Origin of the sequence: Arthrospiribacter ruber (assembly GCF_019343195.1) — a bacterium.
Taxonomy (GTDB): Bacteria; Bacteroidota; Bacteroidia; order Cytophagales; family Cyclobacteriaceae; genus Arthrospiribacter; species Arthrospiribacter ruber.
The window spans coordinates 1-14,371 of the sequence record NZ_RPHB01000020.1 but is presented as its reverse complement, the minus strand read 5'-3'; the positions used below and the strand labels follow the sequence as shown (position 1 = coordinate 14,371).

The 14,371-nt window shown below is 40.4% G+C and carries 14 protein-coding genes, 1 rRNA gene and 1 pseudogene; 10 read left to right on the top strand and 6 right to left on the bottom strand.

Annotation, left to right across the window (positions count from 1 at the left end; all coding sequences use genetic code 11):
- Nucleotides 1–19 precede the first annotated feature (19 nt).
- A 5S ribosomal RNA gene (gene rrf / locus EGN73_RS22445) occupies nucleotides 20–131 on the top strand.
- A gap of 343 nt (nucleotides 132–474) precedes the next feature.
- Here rrf and EGN73_RS22440 read toward each other — a convergent pair.
- Entirely contained in the window at nucleotides 475–732 is a 258-nt protein-coding gene (locus tag EGN73_RS22440) for a hypothetical protein (protein WP_219293766.1), read from the bottom strand.
- Nucleotides 733–767: 35 nt separating this feature from the next.
- Here EGN73_RS22440 and EGN73_RS22435 point away from each other — a divergent pair, with 35 nt between their 5' ends.
- Nucleotides 768–1,109, top strand: coding sequence for a hypothetical protein (locus tag EGN73_RS22435; protein ID WP_219294422.1), 342 nt, complete (start codon nucleotides 768–770; stop codon nucleotides 1,107–1,109).
- A gap of 350 nt (nucleotides 1,110–1,459) precedes the next feature.
- Here the strand turns inward: EGN73_RS22435 and EGN73_RS22430 are convergent, their stop codons facing one another.
- Nucleotides 1,460–3,754, bottom strand: a complete 2,295-nt coding sequence (locus tag EGN73_RS22430; RefSeq protein ID WP_219294421.1) for a helix-turn-helix domain-containing protein — start codon at nucleotides 3,752–3,754, stop codon at nucleotides 1,460–1,462.
- 128 nt (nucleotides 3,755–3,882) lie between these two features.
- Here EGN73_RS22430 and EGN73_RS22425 point away from each other — a divergent pair, with 128 nt between their 5' ends.
- From EGN73_RS22425 to EGN73_RS22405, 5 genes are all read left to right on the top strand, one after another.
- On the top strand, nucleotides 3,883–4,590 hold the full coding sequence (locus EGN73_RS22425; protein ID WP_219294419.1) for an SDR family oxidoreductase: 708 nt from the start codon (nucleotides 3,883–3,885) through the stop codon (nucleotides 4,588–4,590).
- A 5-nt stretch (nucleotides 4,591–4,595) separates the two neighbouring features.
- Nucleotides 4,596–6,575, top strand: coding sequence for a (E)-4-hydroxy-3-methylbut-2-enyl-diphosphate synthase (gene ispG / locus EGN73_RS22420; protein ID WP_219294416.1), 1,980 nt, complete (start codon nucleotides 4,596–4,598; stop codon nucleotides 6,573–6,575).
- A 44-nt stretch (nucleotides 6,576–6,619) separates the two neighbouring features.
- A complete protein-coding gene (locus EGN73_RS22415; protein WP_219294414.1) occupies nucleotides 6,620–6,811 on the top strand; it encodes a DUF6728 family protein in 192 nt (63 codons plus the stop codon).
- Nucleotides 6,812–6,874: 63 nt separating this feature from the next.
- Nucleotides 6,875–7,228 (top strand): MmcQ/YjbR family DNA-binding protein, encoded by a 354-nt coding sequence (locus EGN73_RS22410; RefSeq protein WP_219294411.1) that lies wholly within the window; start codon nucleotides 6,875–6,877, stop codon nucleotides 7,226–7,228.
- Nucleotides 7,225–8,184 carry an ABC transporter ATP-binding protein gene (locus EGN73_RS22405; RefSeq protein ID WP_219294409.1) on the top strand — a complete coding sequence of 320 codons (960 nt, stop codon included), beginning with the start codon at nucleotides 7,225–7,227 and terminating at the stop codon, nucleotides 8,182–8,184. Before EGN73_RS22410 ends, EGN73_RS22405 begins: the two co-directional genes overlap by 4 nt.
- Before the next feature lie 34 nt (nucleotides 8,185–8,218).
- Here the strand turns inward: EGN73_RS22405 and EGN73_RS22400 are convergent, their stop codons facing one another.
- From EGN73_RS22400 to leuS, 3 genes are all read right to left on the bottom strand, one after another.
- Complete coding sequence (locus EGN73_RS22400; protein WP_219294407.1) at nucleotides 8,219–8,743, bottom strand: FKBP-type peptidyl-prolyl cis-trans isomerase; 525 nt, start codon at nucleotides 8,741–8,743, stop codon at nucleotides 8,219–8,221.
- A 29-nt stretch (nucleotides 8,744–8,772) separates the two neighbouring features.
- On the bottom strand, nucleotides 8,773–9,090 hold the full coding sequence (locus EGN73_RS22395) for a hypothetical protein (protein WP_219294405.1): 318 nt from the start codon (nucleotides 9,088–9,090) through the stop codon (nucleotides 8,773–8,775).
- A gap of 78 nt (nucleotides 9,091–9,168) precedes the next feature.
- Entirely contained in the window at nucleotides 9,169–11,943 is a 2,775-nt protein-coding gene (gene leuS, locus EGN73_RS22390; RefSeq protein ID WP_219294404.1) for a leucine--tRNA ligase, read from the bottom strand.
- Between the two features lie 362 nt (nucleotides 11,944–12,305).
- Between leuS and EGN73_RS22385 the strand changes: the two genes are divergently transcribed.
- From EGN73_RS22385 to EGN73_RS22375, 3 genes are read left to right on the top strand one after another with little or no spacing between them, the layout of a single operon-like run.
- Nucleotides 12,306–12,818 (top strand): DUF1579 family protein, encoded by a 513-nt coding sequence (locus EGN73_RS22385; RefSeq protein WP_219294402.1) that lies wholly within the window; start codon nucleotides 12,306–12,308, stop codon nucleotides 12,816–12,818.
- The gene (locus EGN73_RS22380) at nucleotides 12,818–13,390 is read left to right on the top strand and encodes a hypothetical protein (RefSeq protein WP_219294400.1); all 573 of its coding nucleotides are present in this window, start codon (nucleotides 12,818–12,820) and stop codon (nucleotides 13,388–13,390) included. Before EGN73_RS22385 ends, EGN73_RS22380 begins: the two co-directional genes overlap by 1 nt.
- Nucleotides 13,387–13,680 carry a winged helix-turn-helix domain-containing protein gene (locus EGN73_RS22375; protein ID WP_219294398.1) on the top strand — a complete coding sequence of 98 codons (294 nt, stop codon included), beginning with the start codon at nucleotides 13,387–13,389 and terminating at the stop codon, nucleotides 13,678–13,680. The genes EGN73_RS22380 and EGN73_RS22375 overlap by 4 nt, the downstream gene beginning before the upstream one ends.
- Before the next feature lie 414 nt (nucleotides 13,681–14,094).
- Here EGN73_RS22375 and EGN73_RS22370 read toward each other — a convergent pair.
- Nucleotides 14,095–14,371, bottom strand: a pseudogene (locus EGN73_RS22370) (transposase); the annotation flags it as partial.

The following is a 14,371-nucleotide window of genomic DNA, read 5'->3' as shown; positions in this document are numbered from 1 at the left end:
TGTACCTGTTACAGCAAGACATGGCGGCCTCGCGCAGGGGTTCCACCTCTTCCCATCCCGAACAGAGAAGTTAAGCCCTGCAGCGCCGATGGTACTGGGGTTACACCCGGGAGAGTAGGTCGCCGCCCCATTATTATAGAGCCTTTCAGGAAACTGGGGGGCTTTTGGCGTTTATAGGGGCTTGGATTTATTGTGAAAGATAGAAAGTGAAATAAGGTGGAAATATGCCGATGCGAAATAAAGTTGATATATGGCTAAAGGGGATATTGGGGCATGTATGAAAGGAGATTGTTCCAAAGATTTTTTTTGAGGGGATTGAGCTGAAAAAAGCAAGTATAAGCTAAGATAGGTGAATAGCCCTGCAGCGCCGATAGGTGTGCCGCGGCGCACGGGAGAGTAGAGCCTGTCCCGAATGTCGGGATCGCCGCCTCATTATTATAGAGCCTTTCAGGAAACTGGGAGGCTTTTTTGTGTTTAGGAGTAATAGTACCAAGTACCATGTACGAAGTACGAAGTACAAAGAGGCGAAGAGTGGGTATTGGGGTTTACAGTACCGGGGGAAGGGTTGGATGCCCTGATCAGGATTGTTTTTGGTCCACCTCTTCCGGTTCCGCTCCGCCGTGGCGGATAAGCTCCACCAAGGCGGACAGGCCCTGCAGCGCCGATGGTACTGGTACGCCGCGGCGCACGGGAGAGCAGAGCCTGTCCCGAGTGTCGGGATCGCCGCCTCATTATTATAGAGCCTTTCAGGAAACTGGGAGGCTTTTTTGTGTTTTAGGGGATGGGGGGTAATAGTACCAAGTACCAAGTATGAAGGAGGAAGGAGGAAGGAGCAGGTTTTGGGGTTTGGAGTACCGGGGGAAGGGTTGGATGCCCTGATCAGGATTGTTTTTGCCCACATCTTCCTGTCCAGGTCCGGTGTGGCGGATAAGCTCCACCAAGACGGACAGGCCCTGCAGATGGTACTGGTACGCCGCGGCGCACGGGAGAGTAGAGCCTGTCCCGAATGTCGGGATCGCCGCCTCATTATAATAGAGCCTTTCAGGAAACTGGGAGGCTTTTTTGTGTTTAGGGGGGTAATAGTACCAAGTACCATGTACGAAGGATGAAGGAGGAAGGAGCAGGTTTTCAGTACTGATGGAAGAAGCAGCTGCGGTACCCTAAAAGTATTATGGCCTCCTTTGCTGGTAACCGCTCGATTGTGAACCACAGATCACACAGATGTACACAGATAAAGCTTCGCTTTTGATAAGGTTTGCTGTGTTGGCTTTTAGAAATATCCATTTAGTTTCAGCCAATATCTATTAGTATCTATCTAATATCCATTGAATATCCTGAATAAGGGATTATGCCTAGACTCTAGTTTATTCTATATTTCAATGATATTTCAACTATATTTCTATTGTAATTCAATAAATATCCGGATTAGGGAATTGAAAGATTTAAATAATTTTTGAATTTAATCTTTAAGGCTTTCTTGGGAGGGACTTTTCTTTAAATAGTCTATATGTGAAAGAACCATTTTTAATGTTCCATAATCATAAACACCAGGAAGTTCTTGCCGAATCTTAGCCAAATCAAAATCATACTTTCTGATCAGGTTTGAGATATTTTCTACTTCTTCTCCGGTCATATGACTGTTGATAGATACCCTACCATTTAATATCCCTTTTGCAAGATGGCTTCTGATAGTGGATTCAGCTAAGCCTCTTTGGATAGCTATCTCTTCAATTGAAGTTCCCTTGTCACTCATGGAGTAGGTTATGTCATAAGTTTCTCCTTTTTGGAGTTTGATGTTGGGAGCTCCTTTTTTTCTTTTACCTGTTTTGGTCTTAAAGAATTTTGGATTTTCCTTCGTTATTTTTTTTGTTTTATCTACTAATTCCATTCTTTTAAAACTAACCCCAGCGTCAATACTTGCCAATTTCCCTACCTCCTGATTTTTCAGCACTGAAATAGCAATATGAGATGCTTTTTGGATCTGGTTGATCTTTTTAAAAACTGATAGTTCTATGTCTGAAAGTTTTTCCAGATAAACTTGGGTTTTAGAAAGCATAGAAACTTCAGTGGAATGAAGGATTATATCGAATAAGATTTTTTCAAGTTTTTCTGTATAATAAGACTTAGCCTTTTCCAGTCTTTCTTCCAGCATTTCGAGATTATTTTCTGATAATAACCTGAAAAGCTGATTTTGAAAGCTATTTAAATAGCTTGATTCCGCAAAAATTGAAGTTTTGATATTTTGAACAGCATTTCTCATTTCCTCATCTTCAAACTCTAAACTTGAATCTGAGTCTTTTTGGAAATGCTCTACTGACTCCTTGATCTCTTTAAAGTCAAAAGTATGTTGTATTAATCTGTAAACGTAAGCCCTTTGTTTTTCTTTGAGCAATACTTCAGGCTGCGGAAGGTTGATTGTGCTTTTGGTGAAATTGACTACATTGGAATCATTGCCAATGCCATTTGGTGAAATTCTAGTACGGAGGATAAGCCCATCCAAAGTGCGGAGCCTACTTAGGGCAACATAAACCTGACCCGGTGCAAAAGCCTGCCCAACATCTATTATCGCTTTTTCAAAGGTCAAACCTTGGCTTTTATGTACTGTCACTGCCCAGGCTAGTTTGATCGGGTATTGCTCAAAAGTGCCAACCACCTCCTCTTCTAGCTCCTTGGTAGCCTCATTTACAACATATTTTTTGTTTTCCCATACTTCTTTAGTTAGCTTATACCCATCTCTCCTTCCTTCGAAGGTGACTATTATTTCATCGGCTTTCAATTCTTTTACCTTGGCCATTTTTCCATTGAAAAACTCAGAATAGCCGCTTGTATCATTCTTGATGAACATGATCTGTGCGCCTTCTTTTAATTCTAAAGCTTTTGGCAGTGGATAAAGACTTTCGGGAAAGTCCTTACTGATTTCAGCATCATAAAAGAAGGATTTACCAGGAAGGTTGGACAGGGCATTTTTATTGATGTTTTCCGCCTTGTAATTGTGTGTGGTAATTGTGATTACTTCATCTAGTTTTTTTGTCTCCTCTTCTGTTTTAAAGTAGGAATTCAAAATTTTAATGTCACTATCGGTGATTCTATTTTCTCGGAGATTATTTAAAATGTTAATAAAAGTATCATCCTTTTGTCTGAAAATCTTATCCAGCTCTAAGTAGACCATTCCCGAATTGTGAAGCGCATGTGCCTCAAAGAAATGCATGCTTTTGTAAAACCGGGATAGTGTGCTCCATTCAATATCCTTTACTATCGGAGGAAGTTGAAATAAATCCCCAATCATCAGCACCTGAATTCCCCCAAAGGGTTCATTGAAGTTTCTTTTTACCGACTTCAAGCGAAAATCTATTGCATCTAAAACATCTGCCCTAAGCATGCTGACTTCATCAATGATCAGTAAATCTATGGACTTCAATACACTCTTTCGAGCTGCATTGATAGGGTGCCTTCTACTTAGGGTATGCTGGGTATAAAAACTTGCGCCTGTCCCGAAATTCCCATCAGGCTCTTGGGTTGGTAAAAATGAGCCAAAAGGCAACAGAAACTGTGAATGTATAGTAACTCCTTTGGCGTGAAGTGCAGCGATTCCTGTAGGTGCTACCACTACAAATTTTTTGTAGGTAAGCTCAGAAAGCTTTCGGAGAAATGTGGTTTTGCCGGTTCCTGCCTTTCCGGTCAAAAATATCGGGCTATTGGTGTTGTTTACAAATCTAGCCGCAAGCTCAAGTTTGTCAGTAAGATTCTGTTCCATATTTTCAAAAATAAGCCAAAACAATTGCCTATGGGAGGATTATCCGTTTAAGTTCGCAAATCTTTCAAAAAAATGTAACTTTGTCCACGCTAGATAGTTGTCATACTAACTATTAAAACACGAAGTAAATGTCCAAACATATTTTAATCACGGGAGGAACCAAAGGAATTGGCAGGGCCATCATTGAGCGTTTTGCTCACGAAGGTTTTGATGTTTCTACTTGTGCGAGAAGTGAGTCGGATCTACAGGAATTGAGTGATTTTTTTACACAACAATACCCAAATCAGAAAATTATGGCAATCAAAGCTGATCTCTCAAAGAAAGAAGATGTACTGGCTTTTTCCCAAAAAGTAAAATCTGGAATGGGCAATCCAGATGTTTTGGTCAATAATACAGGAGTGTTTCTCCCTGGGTCCATTCATTCAGAACCAGAAGGAAACTTGGAATTGATGATACAGACCAATCTGTATTCAGCATATTATTTGACAAGGGCATTTACACCAGAGATGATTGAAAATAGAGCAGGATATATTTTTTCCATTGGTTCTATTGCTGGGTTGACAGCCTACGCTAATGGGGGGAGTTATGCGATCTCCAAATGGGCCATGTTGGGTTTTACCAAGTGCTTGAGGCAAGAATTGAAGGAGTATGGGATCAGAGTGACTTCGGTTTTGCCCGGAGCCACTTTGACAGCGAGCTGGGCAGGAGTGGATATTCCTGAAGAAAGGTTCATGAAGTCATCAGATGTGGCAGAGTCTGTATGGGCGGCTTATAACCTTTCACCGAATTCAGTTGTTGAAGAAATAGTAATCAGACCACAGTTAGGAGATTTATAAATCACATGGAAACCAAAGCATTATTGGAAAAGATCAAATATTGTAATAGCCTAACGCGCTATTCCCGAAGAAAGACCATTCCTGTCAAAGTAGGTGATGTGGTCATTGGTGGGGATAACCCAATCGTGGTACAATCCATGACTACTGTGGATACGATGGATACCATTGGCTCAGTGGAGCAATGCATCAGGATGATTGACAGTGGCTGTCAACTGATCAGGATCACAGCCCCAAGTATGAAGGAAGCTGAGAATCTACAAAACATCAAAGATGAACTCAAAAAAAGAGGCTACAATACACCGCTTGTAGCAGATATACATTTTACACCTAATGCCGCTGAGATTGCAGCCAAGATCGTAGAGAAAGTTCGGATTAATCCAGGTAACTATGCGGACAAGAAGAAATTCGAAGTCATAGAATATACAGACGAAAGCTACCAGGAAGAATTAGAGAGAATTAAAGAACGGTTTCTGCCTTTGGTCAAAATATGTAAAGCGCATGGAACGGCCATGCGGATAGGTACCAATCACGGTTCACTGTCTGATAGGATCATGAGCAGATACGGTGATACACCACTGGGAATGGTCGAATCGGCATTGGAATTTTTGAGGATTTGTGAAGACGAAGGCTACTATGACATAGTTATCTCCATGAAATCTTCCAATACCCAAGTGATGGTGCAAGCTTACAGACTGCTTGTCCAGAAATTGGAGGAAGGGAATTTCAAGCCCTATCCACTTCATCTTGGAGTGACAGAGGCAGGTGATGGAGAAGACGGACGTATCAAGTCTGCTGTGGGCATTGGTACCCTTTTGGAAGATGGATTAGGAGATACAGTAAGGGTTTCCCTGACAGAAGATCCGGAGTTTGAAGCACCTGTAGCACAAGCCTTGGTAGACAGGTATACTTATAGAGCAGGTCATCAGCAAATCACTGAAATCGCTCAATATCCCATCAACCCTTTTGAATACAAAAGAAGAGAAACCAAAGAAGTGTACAACTTGGGTGCTGGCAATGTGCCAAGAGTGATTGCGGATATTTCTGCCATCCAGGAAGTGACTCCTAAAGAAATGAAGCAAGTCGGGCATTTCTATTTACCTGAATTGGATAAATGGAAAATGAACGATCAGGGGGCTGATTTTGTATTTACAGGTTCAAATCCTATACCTTTCATGTTGCCCAACGGTATGAAAGAAATCCAAAATTATGGAGTTTGGCAAAAGACCAATGATATTGAGAATAAATTCCCGCTCTTGACTTTTTCGGAATACAAGGAAGTGAAAAACTTACACAAGGAACTGAACTTTATTCTTCTAGAAGATACAGAAGTAGAGGCAGCAATTCCTTTGATCCGAGATAGAAAGGATCTCGTAATCATTTTACAGACAGTAAATACCCATACCTATCCGGCCCTTAGAAGAGCTTTTATACATTTGATGTCCCAGGGTTGTACGCTACCCGTCATTGTAAAGGTGAATTACAGCCAACAGAGCAATGACAAAACAATGCTCTATACGGCTACAGATGTAGGTGGACTGCTGATAGATGGTCTTGGCGATGGAGTTATGGTTGGAGGCCAGGCTTATAGTGATTTGAATAGAGATGCTAATTTGGAACAGATCAAGTTACATAATTCCATCAGCTTCGGGGTACTTCAGGCAGCAAGGACTAGGATGTCCAAAACAGAATATATCTCTTGCCCTTCTTGTGGAAGAACACTTTTTGATCTTCAGGAAACTACAGCGATGATCAGGAAAAGAACGGATCACCTGAAAGGAGTGAAAATAGGTATCATGGGCTGTATTGTAAATGGACCTGGCGAGATGGCGGATGCGGACTTTGGCTATGTTGGGTCTGGAAAGGGGAAAATTACGCTCTACAGAGGTAAGGAAGTGGTCAAAAGATCCGTGCCTTCTGAGAGAGCAGTAGATGAACTGATCGGGATTATCAAAAAAGAGGGAATGTGGAATGAACCCGAAGCTTAATTATTTGTTAATGAAGCAGGTTGTCACACTAGAATTTCTAAAAAATGTCAAATAACAAACTAAAAGAATTTTTTAAACTTGGAGAGGTAGGACAGTATTTTATCAGGGTTTTTCAAAAGCCAGATCCCAGTAGACCCTCCAATTTTAATATTCGGACCATGCATGCCATCAACAAAATATCAATTTTGATGTTTTTGGCTGCAGTAATTATTTGGACAGTCAAAAGATGCGCTTAATCATTTTATATCTAACTTAGGCAGGTCAGAGAAATTTTGTAAATTTTTATTCCTGTCTTGTTTATGGAAATACTTTCTTTCAGAGAATATTGTCTTTCTAAAAAAGGTGCAGTAGAAGATACACCTTTTGATGAGGATACATTGTGTTTTAAAGTCGGTGGTAAAATCTTTGCCATTATTGACATCACGCTTTTTGAAAGTGTCAATTTAAAGTGTGATCCTGAGTGGGCAATAGAGTTAAGGGAAGATAATCCGGGTATTTTGCCGGGTTATCATATGAATAAAAAACATTGGAACACAGTTGAATTCAATACTACCGTGCCGGATAAGTTCATACTAGAGCTTGTGGATCATTCTTACGACCTGGTATTGGAAAGCTTGCCAAAAAAAATGAGGGACCTGATTATCAAAGCATGAGTTTTTTAAAAATACAGAGGGTTTCAAAATCATTTTCTGCCAATGTAAATGTTCTGGAAGATTTTTCTCTTCAGATTTCAAAAGGAGAAGTTTTCTCGTTGATTGGAGAAAGTGGATCTGGGAAAAGTACTTTGCTGAGAATTATAGCAGGAAAGGAAAATAGAGATTCGGGGGAGGTGATATTAGGTGAAGTAAGGGTACAAAATCCTAAAGAAAAACTTGTACCAGGCTACGATGAAATCCAGCTGGTTTATCAGGATTACAAGCTTTTTCCAAACAGCACGGTAGCTGAAAATATTGCAAGACCTTTGCTGGAGTATGATAAAGATTACCGTGAAACCAGACTGAATCAGTTATTGAAGCTTCTGAATCTGGAAAGCATGAAAGATAAGCTTCCTCGGGAACTTTCAGGGGGACAGCAGCAGAAAGTCGCGATTGGACGAGCATTAAGTTTAGAGCCTTCCATTGTGCTTCTAGATGAACCCTTTTCCAGTTTGGATACCATACAAAGACGGGAATTGATAGTGGAGTTGAAGGAGATTTTCAGGGAACTGGAAATGACTGTGTTATTCGTGACACATGATCTGGATGATGCCTTGCAGATGAGTGATCATTTGGTGATTATTCAAAAAGGGAAAATTATCCAACAAGGGGAAGCAGAAGGTATATTTATGAAGCCCAAAAGCATGTATGCGGCAAAACTATTCAGCCATTTGAATCCTGTTCCTTCCAACAAATACCATTATATAAGACCCTCTGATGTGGAATTATACAAGTCAAAAGGACTCAGGGCAAAAGTACAGGAAAGTCAATATCTGATTCATTATAATCAATTGACCGTAAAGCTTTCCAATGGAGATATATGGAAAGTAGAAGATAAAAGGAGGGTTTTTAAATCTGGAGACCGGGTTTACCTAAAATGGAACCCTGAAAAGGAAATCGAACTCAAAAAATGAAATCCCCCTTTTCATGAGGGGGATTAAAGTGTGTTTAATGATCGTGGCCATGTTCGCCATGAACATGACCATGCTCAAGTTCTTCATTGGTGGCCTCTCTCACTTCGAAAACTTCACCGTCAAAATGTAAATCAAAGCCTACCAAAGGATGATTGAAGTCCAATAGGATGTTTTCACCTAGATCTTTGATTACTTTTGCCTGCATAGGGTAGCCATTTTCATCCACTAATGGAAGAAAGTTTCCTTCCTCCAGCATGCCCGGTTCAAAGCCTTGGGCTGAGGAAAATTGTGCTTTTGGAAACTCCATGATCATATCTTCTTCAGCTTCACCATAAGCTTCATCAGCTTTTAGAATAAAATTGAATTTGTCACCTTGTTTTTTTTCGTGAAGTAGTTCTTCAAACTTGGCAGGTAAACCACTGTTGCCAAATAAAAAATAAAATGGATCTTCTTCATCCCTCACTTCCACACTGAACGGAACCGATTCGATTTCATCTTCTTCTTTGCTTACTTTCAATTCATAGGTAAGACCTACGATCATTTTTTCTGTTATTTTCATAATTGTGATTTTCAGCTACAAAGCTACGATTATTTTATTGCCCCATTGGCCATAACGGCAAAAATGGCCAACATGCTCATGACAAAACACAACATGACCATTTTGTCTTTTTTCTTAAAAGTAAAATAGGCACTTGCGGAGAAAATGGACAGAAAAATCAGACCGAAAATAAAAATCACTCTCAAATAAAGTTGTTCAGACCGGTGAAAATAGGGAGAAAATGCTTCATCAGTCTGTAAAATAATTTCTTCATTTAGCAACACAATTCCAAACCACTCTCTTAAATAAGAGTAGGCAAATATTCCTGAAGAAACCAATGCAGCAAACTTGATGAAAAACCGGTTCATAAATCAAATATAAAAGAAAGGACTACCTGAAAGCCATTGCTTTATATTAGGTAGTCCTTAACTGTTATGAATAAAGAATTAAACTACAATGTTTACAATTTTTCCAGGTACAACAATCACCTTTTTAGGCGTTTTGCCTTCAACCCATTTTTGAACTGTCTCGTCCTCAAGTGCAGATTTTTCAATTTCCTCCTTATTCATTGACAAGGGTAAGGTGAGCTTTGCTCTCATTTTCCCATTGATAGAAACAGGGTATTCATGGCTGCTTTCTACCAGATAAGCTTCATTGAATTCAGGGAAAGTCGCATGAATGATGGACTCTTCATGACCAAGAATAGCCCAAAGCTCTTCTGCAATATGTGGTGCATAAGGTGAAACCAAAATAGCCAATGGTTCCAAAATGGCTTTCTTGTTGCATTTCAATGCAGTCAGTTCGTTTACACAGATCATAAAGGAAGCCACTGAGGTGTTGAAAGAGTAATTTTCCAAGTCCTCTTGTGTTTTCTTGATGGTCTTGTGCAGAGTTTTCAATTCTTCTGCGCTTGGCTTGTCCTCAGATATAGCAACATTGCTATTATTGTCATGATAAAGTTTCCAGAGTTTCTTAAGGAATTTGGATACTCCGTCGATACCATTGGTGTTCCAAGGTTTGAACTGCTCCAAAGGTCCTAAGAACATTTCATACAATCTTAAAGTGTCTGCTCCATATCTTTCGATGATGTCATCAGGGTTGACAACATTGTATTTGGACTTGGACATTTTCTCTATCTCAGACCCACATATATACTTACCATCCTCCAAGATGAATGTTGCATCAGCCAAATCAGGTCTCCAAGCTTTGAACTTTTCCAAGTTCAATTGGTCATTGTGTACGATGTTTACATCCACGTGCATGGCGGAAGTTTCGTATTGATCTTTAAGACCCAAGCTGACAAACTGATTACTTCCTTTTACCCTGTAGACAAAATTTGATCTTCCTTGAATCATGCCTTGGTTGATCATTTTTTGGAAAGGCTCTTCTATTGAGACAGCTCCTATATCAAAAAGGAACTTGGTCCAGAATCGGGAATACAATAGGTGTCCGGTAGCATGTTCCGCCCCGCCAATATACAGGTCTACAGCCCCCCAATATTTGGCAATCTCCTCGGCTACAAATTTCTCCTCGTTTTTAGGATCCATATAGCGGAAGAAATACCAGCTTGAACCGGCCCAACCTGGCATGGTGCTTCGCTCAAGTGGGAAGGTTCCTTCTGAAGTGGTATAGTTCCAGTCTTTGGCCCTTGCCAAAGGCGGTTCACCATCCTCTGTTGGTAAATATTTGTCTACCTCCGGCAACACCAAAGGCAGGTCTTTTTCTTCAATCAGGTAAGGCAGCCCATCTTTGAAATATACAGGTAGAGGCTCACCCCAGTAGCGCTGACGGGTGAAGATTGCGTCACGCATTCTGTACTGGATTTTGCCTTTTCCGATTTTCTTCTCTTCCAGGAAAGCTATAGCCTTGTCCATCGCAGCTTTCATCTCCAAACCTGATAGGAAGTCAGAGTTGATGATTGTGCCTCCTTTTCCAGGAAATGATCCTTCTTCCATGCTTCCCTCGATCACCTGTCTGATCTCCAGTCCAAAATGCTTTGCGAAGTTATAATCTCTCTCGTCATGCGCTGGAACGGCCATCACAGCCCCAGTGCCATAGCCTGCCAAAACGTAATCTGCTACCCAGATTTGGATTTCTTCTCCATTGAATGGGTTGATGGCGTAAGAACCTGTGAATGCACCGGAAATGGTTTTGACATCTGACATTCTTTCACGTTCAGACCTGTTTTTGGCAACTTCAACGTAAGCCTCGGCAGTTTGTCGCTGATCGTCTGTGATCAGGTCTTTGACATAATCATGCTCAGGAGCCAAAGCCAAATACGTCACTCCATAAATGGTGTCAATTCTGGTAGTAAATACTTTGATCAATTTATCCTGTCCTTTGACCTGAAAGACCATCTCGGCACCGGTAGATCTTCCGATCCAGTTGCGTTGCATTTCCTTGATGGGTTCGTTCCAGTCCACGGTGTCCAGCCCTTTGAGCAACCTGTCTGCATAAGCTGTGATCCTCATGGACCACTGCATCATTTTCTTTCGCTCCACAGGATGCCCGCCTCTTTCGGAGAAGCCATCTTTTACTTCGTCATTGGAAAGCACAGTGCCGAGTGCTGCACACCAGTTGACAGTCGTCTCAGCCAAATAGGTCAAGCGGTATTTGAGTAGCATTTCCTGCTTTTCTTTTTCAGAAAAGGCTTTCCAATCTTCTGCCGAAAACTCAGGTGTATCTTCATCACATACTGCAGATATACCTGCGTTTCCATTAGATTCAAATTTTTCTATCAAAGAAGCGATGCTCTTGGCCTTGTCTTCAGTTTTATCATAATAGCTGTTGAAAAGCTGCATGAAGATCCACTGAGTCCATTTATAGTAGTCTGGGTTGGAAGTGCGAACTTCCTTGTCCCAATCAAAGGCAAAACCGATGTTTTTGAGCTGCTCGGTGTATCTTTTGATGTTTTCTTCAGTTGTAATGGCTGGGTGTTGTCCTGTCTGTATGGCATATTGCTCTGCAGGAAGTCCAAATGAATCGTAACCCATTGGGTGCAGGACATTGAATCCCTGAAGTCTCTTGTATCTTGTGATGATATCAGAGGCAATGTAGCCCAGCGGATGTCCCACATGTAGTCCTGCTCCGGACGGATAGGGGAACATATCCAAAGAATAAAATTTCGGTTTGTTTGGATTCACTTGGGCATTGAAAATCTGGTTTTGTTCCCAGTATTGCTGCCATTTTTTTTCTATTACTGAAGGATTGTAATCAGCCATTTTCAGCTAGTTCTTTAAAATTTAGATTAATAGCTTGCAAAAATAGAAAAATTAATGGGAATAGATTGGGGAATTGGAAATTATGGGAGTTGCTGAAGTTTGAGTTTTTGAGCTTGATCAATGATGAAAGCAGTTCATTGTTTAAGTGGTTTTAAACAATTCAATTGCATCGGATACTTTTTTTGGATGGTCTGCAGAATTGGTTACAACAAGGTTTGAACAATTCTCAATGCCTCCTTTCTTTGACTTGAATTGTTTTAAGGATTTATCAGTCAGGTTAATAGGTGAATTTTTTTTAATAAAAGTTTTGTAGGTAAAAAAAAAATACTGATATTTGGTTTATAATATAAACTACTTTATATATGAAAAATACTCTTACAATCTTTTTGATGCTCTTTTTTCTACAAAAGGCTCAAGCGCAAATGACTTCTATGGAGGCAATGGAAAAGCTTTCATTTCTAGTTGGAGAGTGGGAAGGAAATGCTAAGGCTATGACCGGTCCAGGGAAAGTACAAATGATCGATCAACACGAAAGTGTTCAGCTCAGGTTGGGAGGTCAAATATTAGTGATTGAAGGGATGGGGTATCAACAAGGAGAGCTTGTTTTTAACGCTATGGCCTTGGTAACCTTTGATACAGAGACCCAGCAATATGAAATGCAAAGTTGGTTGGCAAGCGGAGAGAGGACCAATGCCTACTTTAAGGAGCTTTCTCCGGAAATTTTTGAATGGGGATTCCCTTTGCCTAATGGGAAGATCCGGTATTTTATCAGTTTGGATGAGGAAGGTAGATGGAAGGAAAATGGAGAGTTTTCCCCGGATGGCAAGAACTGGTATCCAAGCTTTGAAATGTTATTGACCAAAAAACAAGAGTGATGAAAGAAAGCACAAGTTGGAATGAAGCGGAAAGCATTCAGCTGATCAGAGAAATGATTGAAGCTACAAAATATCAAGTGATAGAAGAAAGGTTTCTTTATCTGCTTTGGGGATATGGAGTAGCTGGGGCAGGAACTATCCATTATTTACTTCAATTTCACGTAGGTTACGCCCATCCTTACCTTGTTTGGTTTTTGATGCCTTTTTTAGGTATGGTCAACTATTTTTATCTGAAAAAGAAATCAGTAAAAAGACAGTCAAATACTTGGGCGGGGAGAGTTTTGTCAGGCATTTGGACAGGGATGTTATTTGGGATTCTGGCAGCAGTAGCGGGAGGTTTTGCACGCGGATGGGAGGAGGCATACCCTGTTATGATTATTTTATATGGACTTGCTTCTTATGCCACGGGAACAGCTTTGGAGTTTAGGTGGTTAAAGATTGGAGGATTTGGAAGTAAAGTTTTAGGAGGGTTAGCTTTCTTTTTTGGTTTTCAATACCAATTGATCTTACTAATTTTGGCGGTTTTGTTAAGCTTTGTACTGCCATCACATATGATGGGAAAAAATAAATGAAATTTAAAGAATTAGACCCGCTTCTTCATAATCAGTTAAGATTAGCTATTATGTCAATTTTGCTGAATGTAAAGGAAGCGGAGTTTACTTTTATTAAGGAAAAGACCGGAGCTACGGCCGGAAACCTGAGTGTGCAGGTAAGTAAACTTAAAAAAGCGAGATATATTGAGGTCAAAAAAAGCTTTAAAAACAATTATCCCCTCACGACTTGCAACATTACTAAAACAGGAATTGAAGCATTTGAAGGCTATGTCAATGCCCTGCAAGGGTATATCAACAAGAAGGTTTGAAGATAATTTTAAGGGCTTCTCTTTCTAAAAACTACGTTTGATGATAGGTCCATTCGTCACAACGAATTGAACCAGTGAGAAATCCGTCATGATGCTAGATACTATATCACCTAGTGCATTTATCAATTTATCCCGAATCGCTTCGATTTCGGGATCTCGCTTTCACTTCGATATCGCGGAGCATATTTCGAGCAATCTTTCCGGCCTAATTTAGGGCTTCTTGGAAAATTCCTCCGGAATTAGAAAGTAGGGTTGAAACTAAATCCTACTTTCTTTTTTTATGTATAAGACCCTTGATCCAGGAGTCAATTTAGGGTTGAAAAAGTACAATTAACGGTCAGGTATTGTATGAAAATGACCTGGATTTTCCGTATGGGCACACCTATCCCATAAAGTTGCTTTTTGGATGCTTTTCTAGGCTGCTTTTTGCTTAGTTGGACTTTCTTTGGCTTTCCTTCTTTTAGCGATCAGAACAGCGTTGGCCGTCATAATACCAAAAAAAATCATCAGCTTCTCCCTCTTTTCCCCTTTGACCTTGATTTTACCCAGACCGTAAAAGTTTTTGTTTGTTCCAAAAACACCTTCCATAACAGTGGCCCTCTGTTTGGATATTTCCGAGCTCAGGTTTTTTTCAGCTTTGCTTAGTTTTTTAGGACCTTTTTTAGGGAAGCAGGTAAAAATCTTTTTTCCA

Coding starts and splice junctions, on each gene's coding strand:
- EGN73_RS22395 (WP_219294405.1), bottom strand. CDS start 9,090: ATGAACCGGTTTTTCATCAAGTTTGCTGCATTGGTTTCTTCAGGAATA.
- EGN73_RS22380 (WP_219294400.1), top strand. CDS start 12,818: ATGAAAGAAAGCACAAGTTGGAATGAAGCGGAAAGCATTCAGCTGATC.
- leuS (WP_219294404.1), bottom strand. CDS start 11,943: ATGGCTGATTACAATCCTTCAGTAATAGAAAAAAAATGGCAGCAATAC.
- EGN73_RS22410 (WP_219294411.1), top strand. CDS start 6,875: ATGGAAATACTTTCTTTCAGAGAATATTGTCTTTCTAAAAAAGGTGCA.
- EGN73_RS22440 (WP_219293766.1), bottom strand. CDS start 732: ATGAGGCGGCGATCCCGACACTCGGGACAGGCTCTGCTCTCCCGTGCG.
- EGN73_RS22405 (WP_219294409.1), top strand. CDS start 7,225: ATGAGTTTTTTAAAAATACAGAGGGTTTCAAAATCATTTTCTGCCAAT.
- EGN73_RS22400 (WP_219294407.1), bottom strand. CDS start 8,743: ATGAAAATAACAGAAAAAATGATCGTAGGTCTTACCTATGAATTGAAA.
- EGN73_RS22415 (WP_219294414.1), top strand. CDS start 6,620: ATGTCAAATAACAAACTAAAAGAATTTTTTAAACTTGGAGAGGTAGGA.
- EGN73_RS22375 (WP_219294398.1), top strand. CDS start 13,387: ATGAAATTTAAAGAATTAGACCCGCTTCTTCATAATCAGTTAAGATTA.
- ispG (WP_219294416.1), top strand. CDS start 4,596: ATGGAAACCAAAGCATTATTGGAAAAGATCAAATATTGTAATAGCCTA.
- EGN73_RS22425 (WP_219294419.1), top strand. CDS start 3,883: ATGTCCAAACATATTTTAATCACGGGAGGAACCAAAGGAATTGGCAGG.
- EGN73_RS22430 (WP_219294421.1), bottom strand. CDS start 3,754: ATGGAACAGAATCTTACTGACAAACTTGAGCTTGCGGCTAGATTTGTA.
- EGN73_RS22385 (WP_219294402.1), top strand. CDS start 12,306: ATGAAAAATACTCTTACAATCTTTTTGATGCTCTTTTTTCTACAAAAG.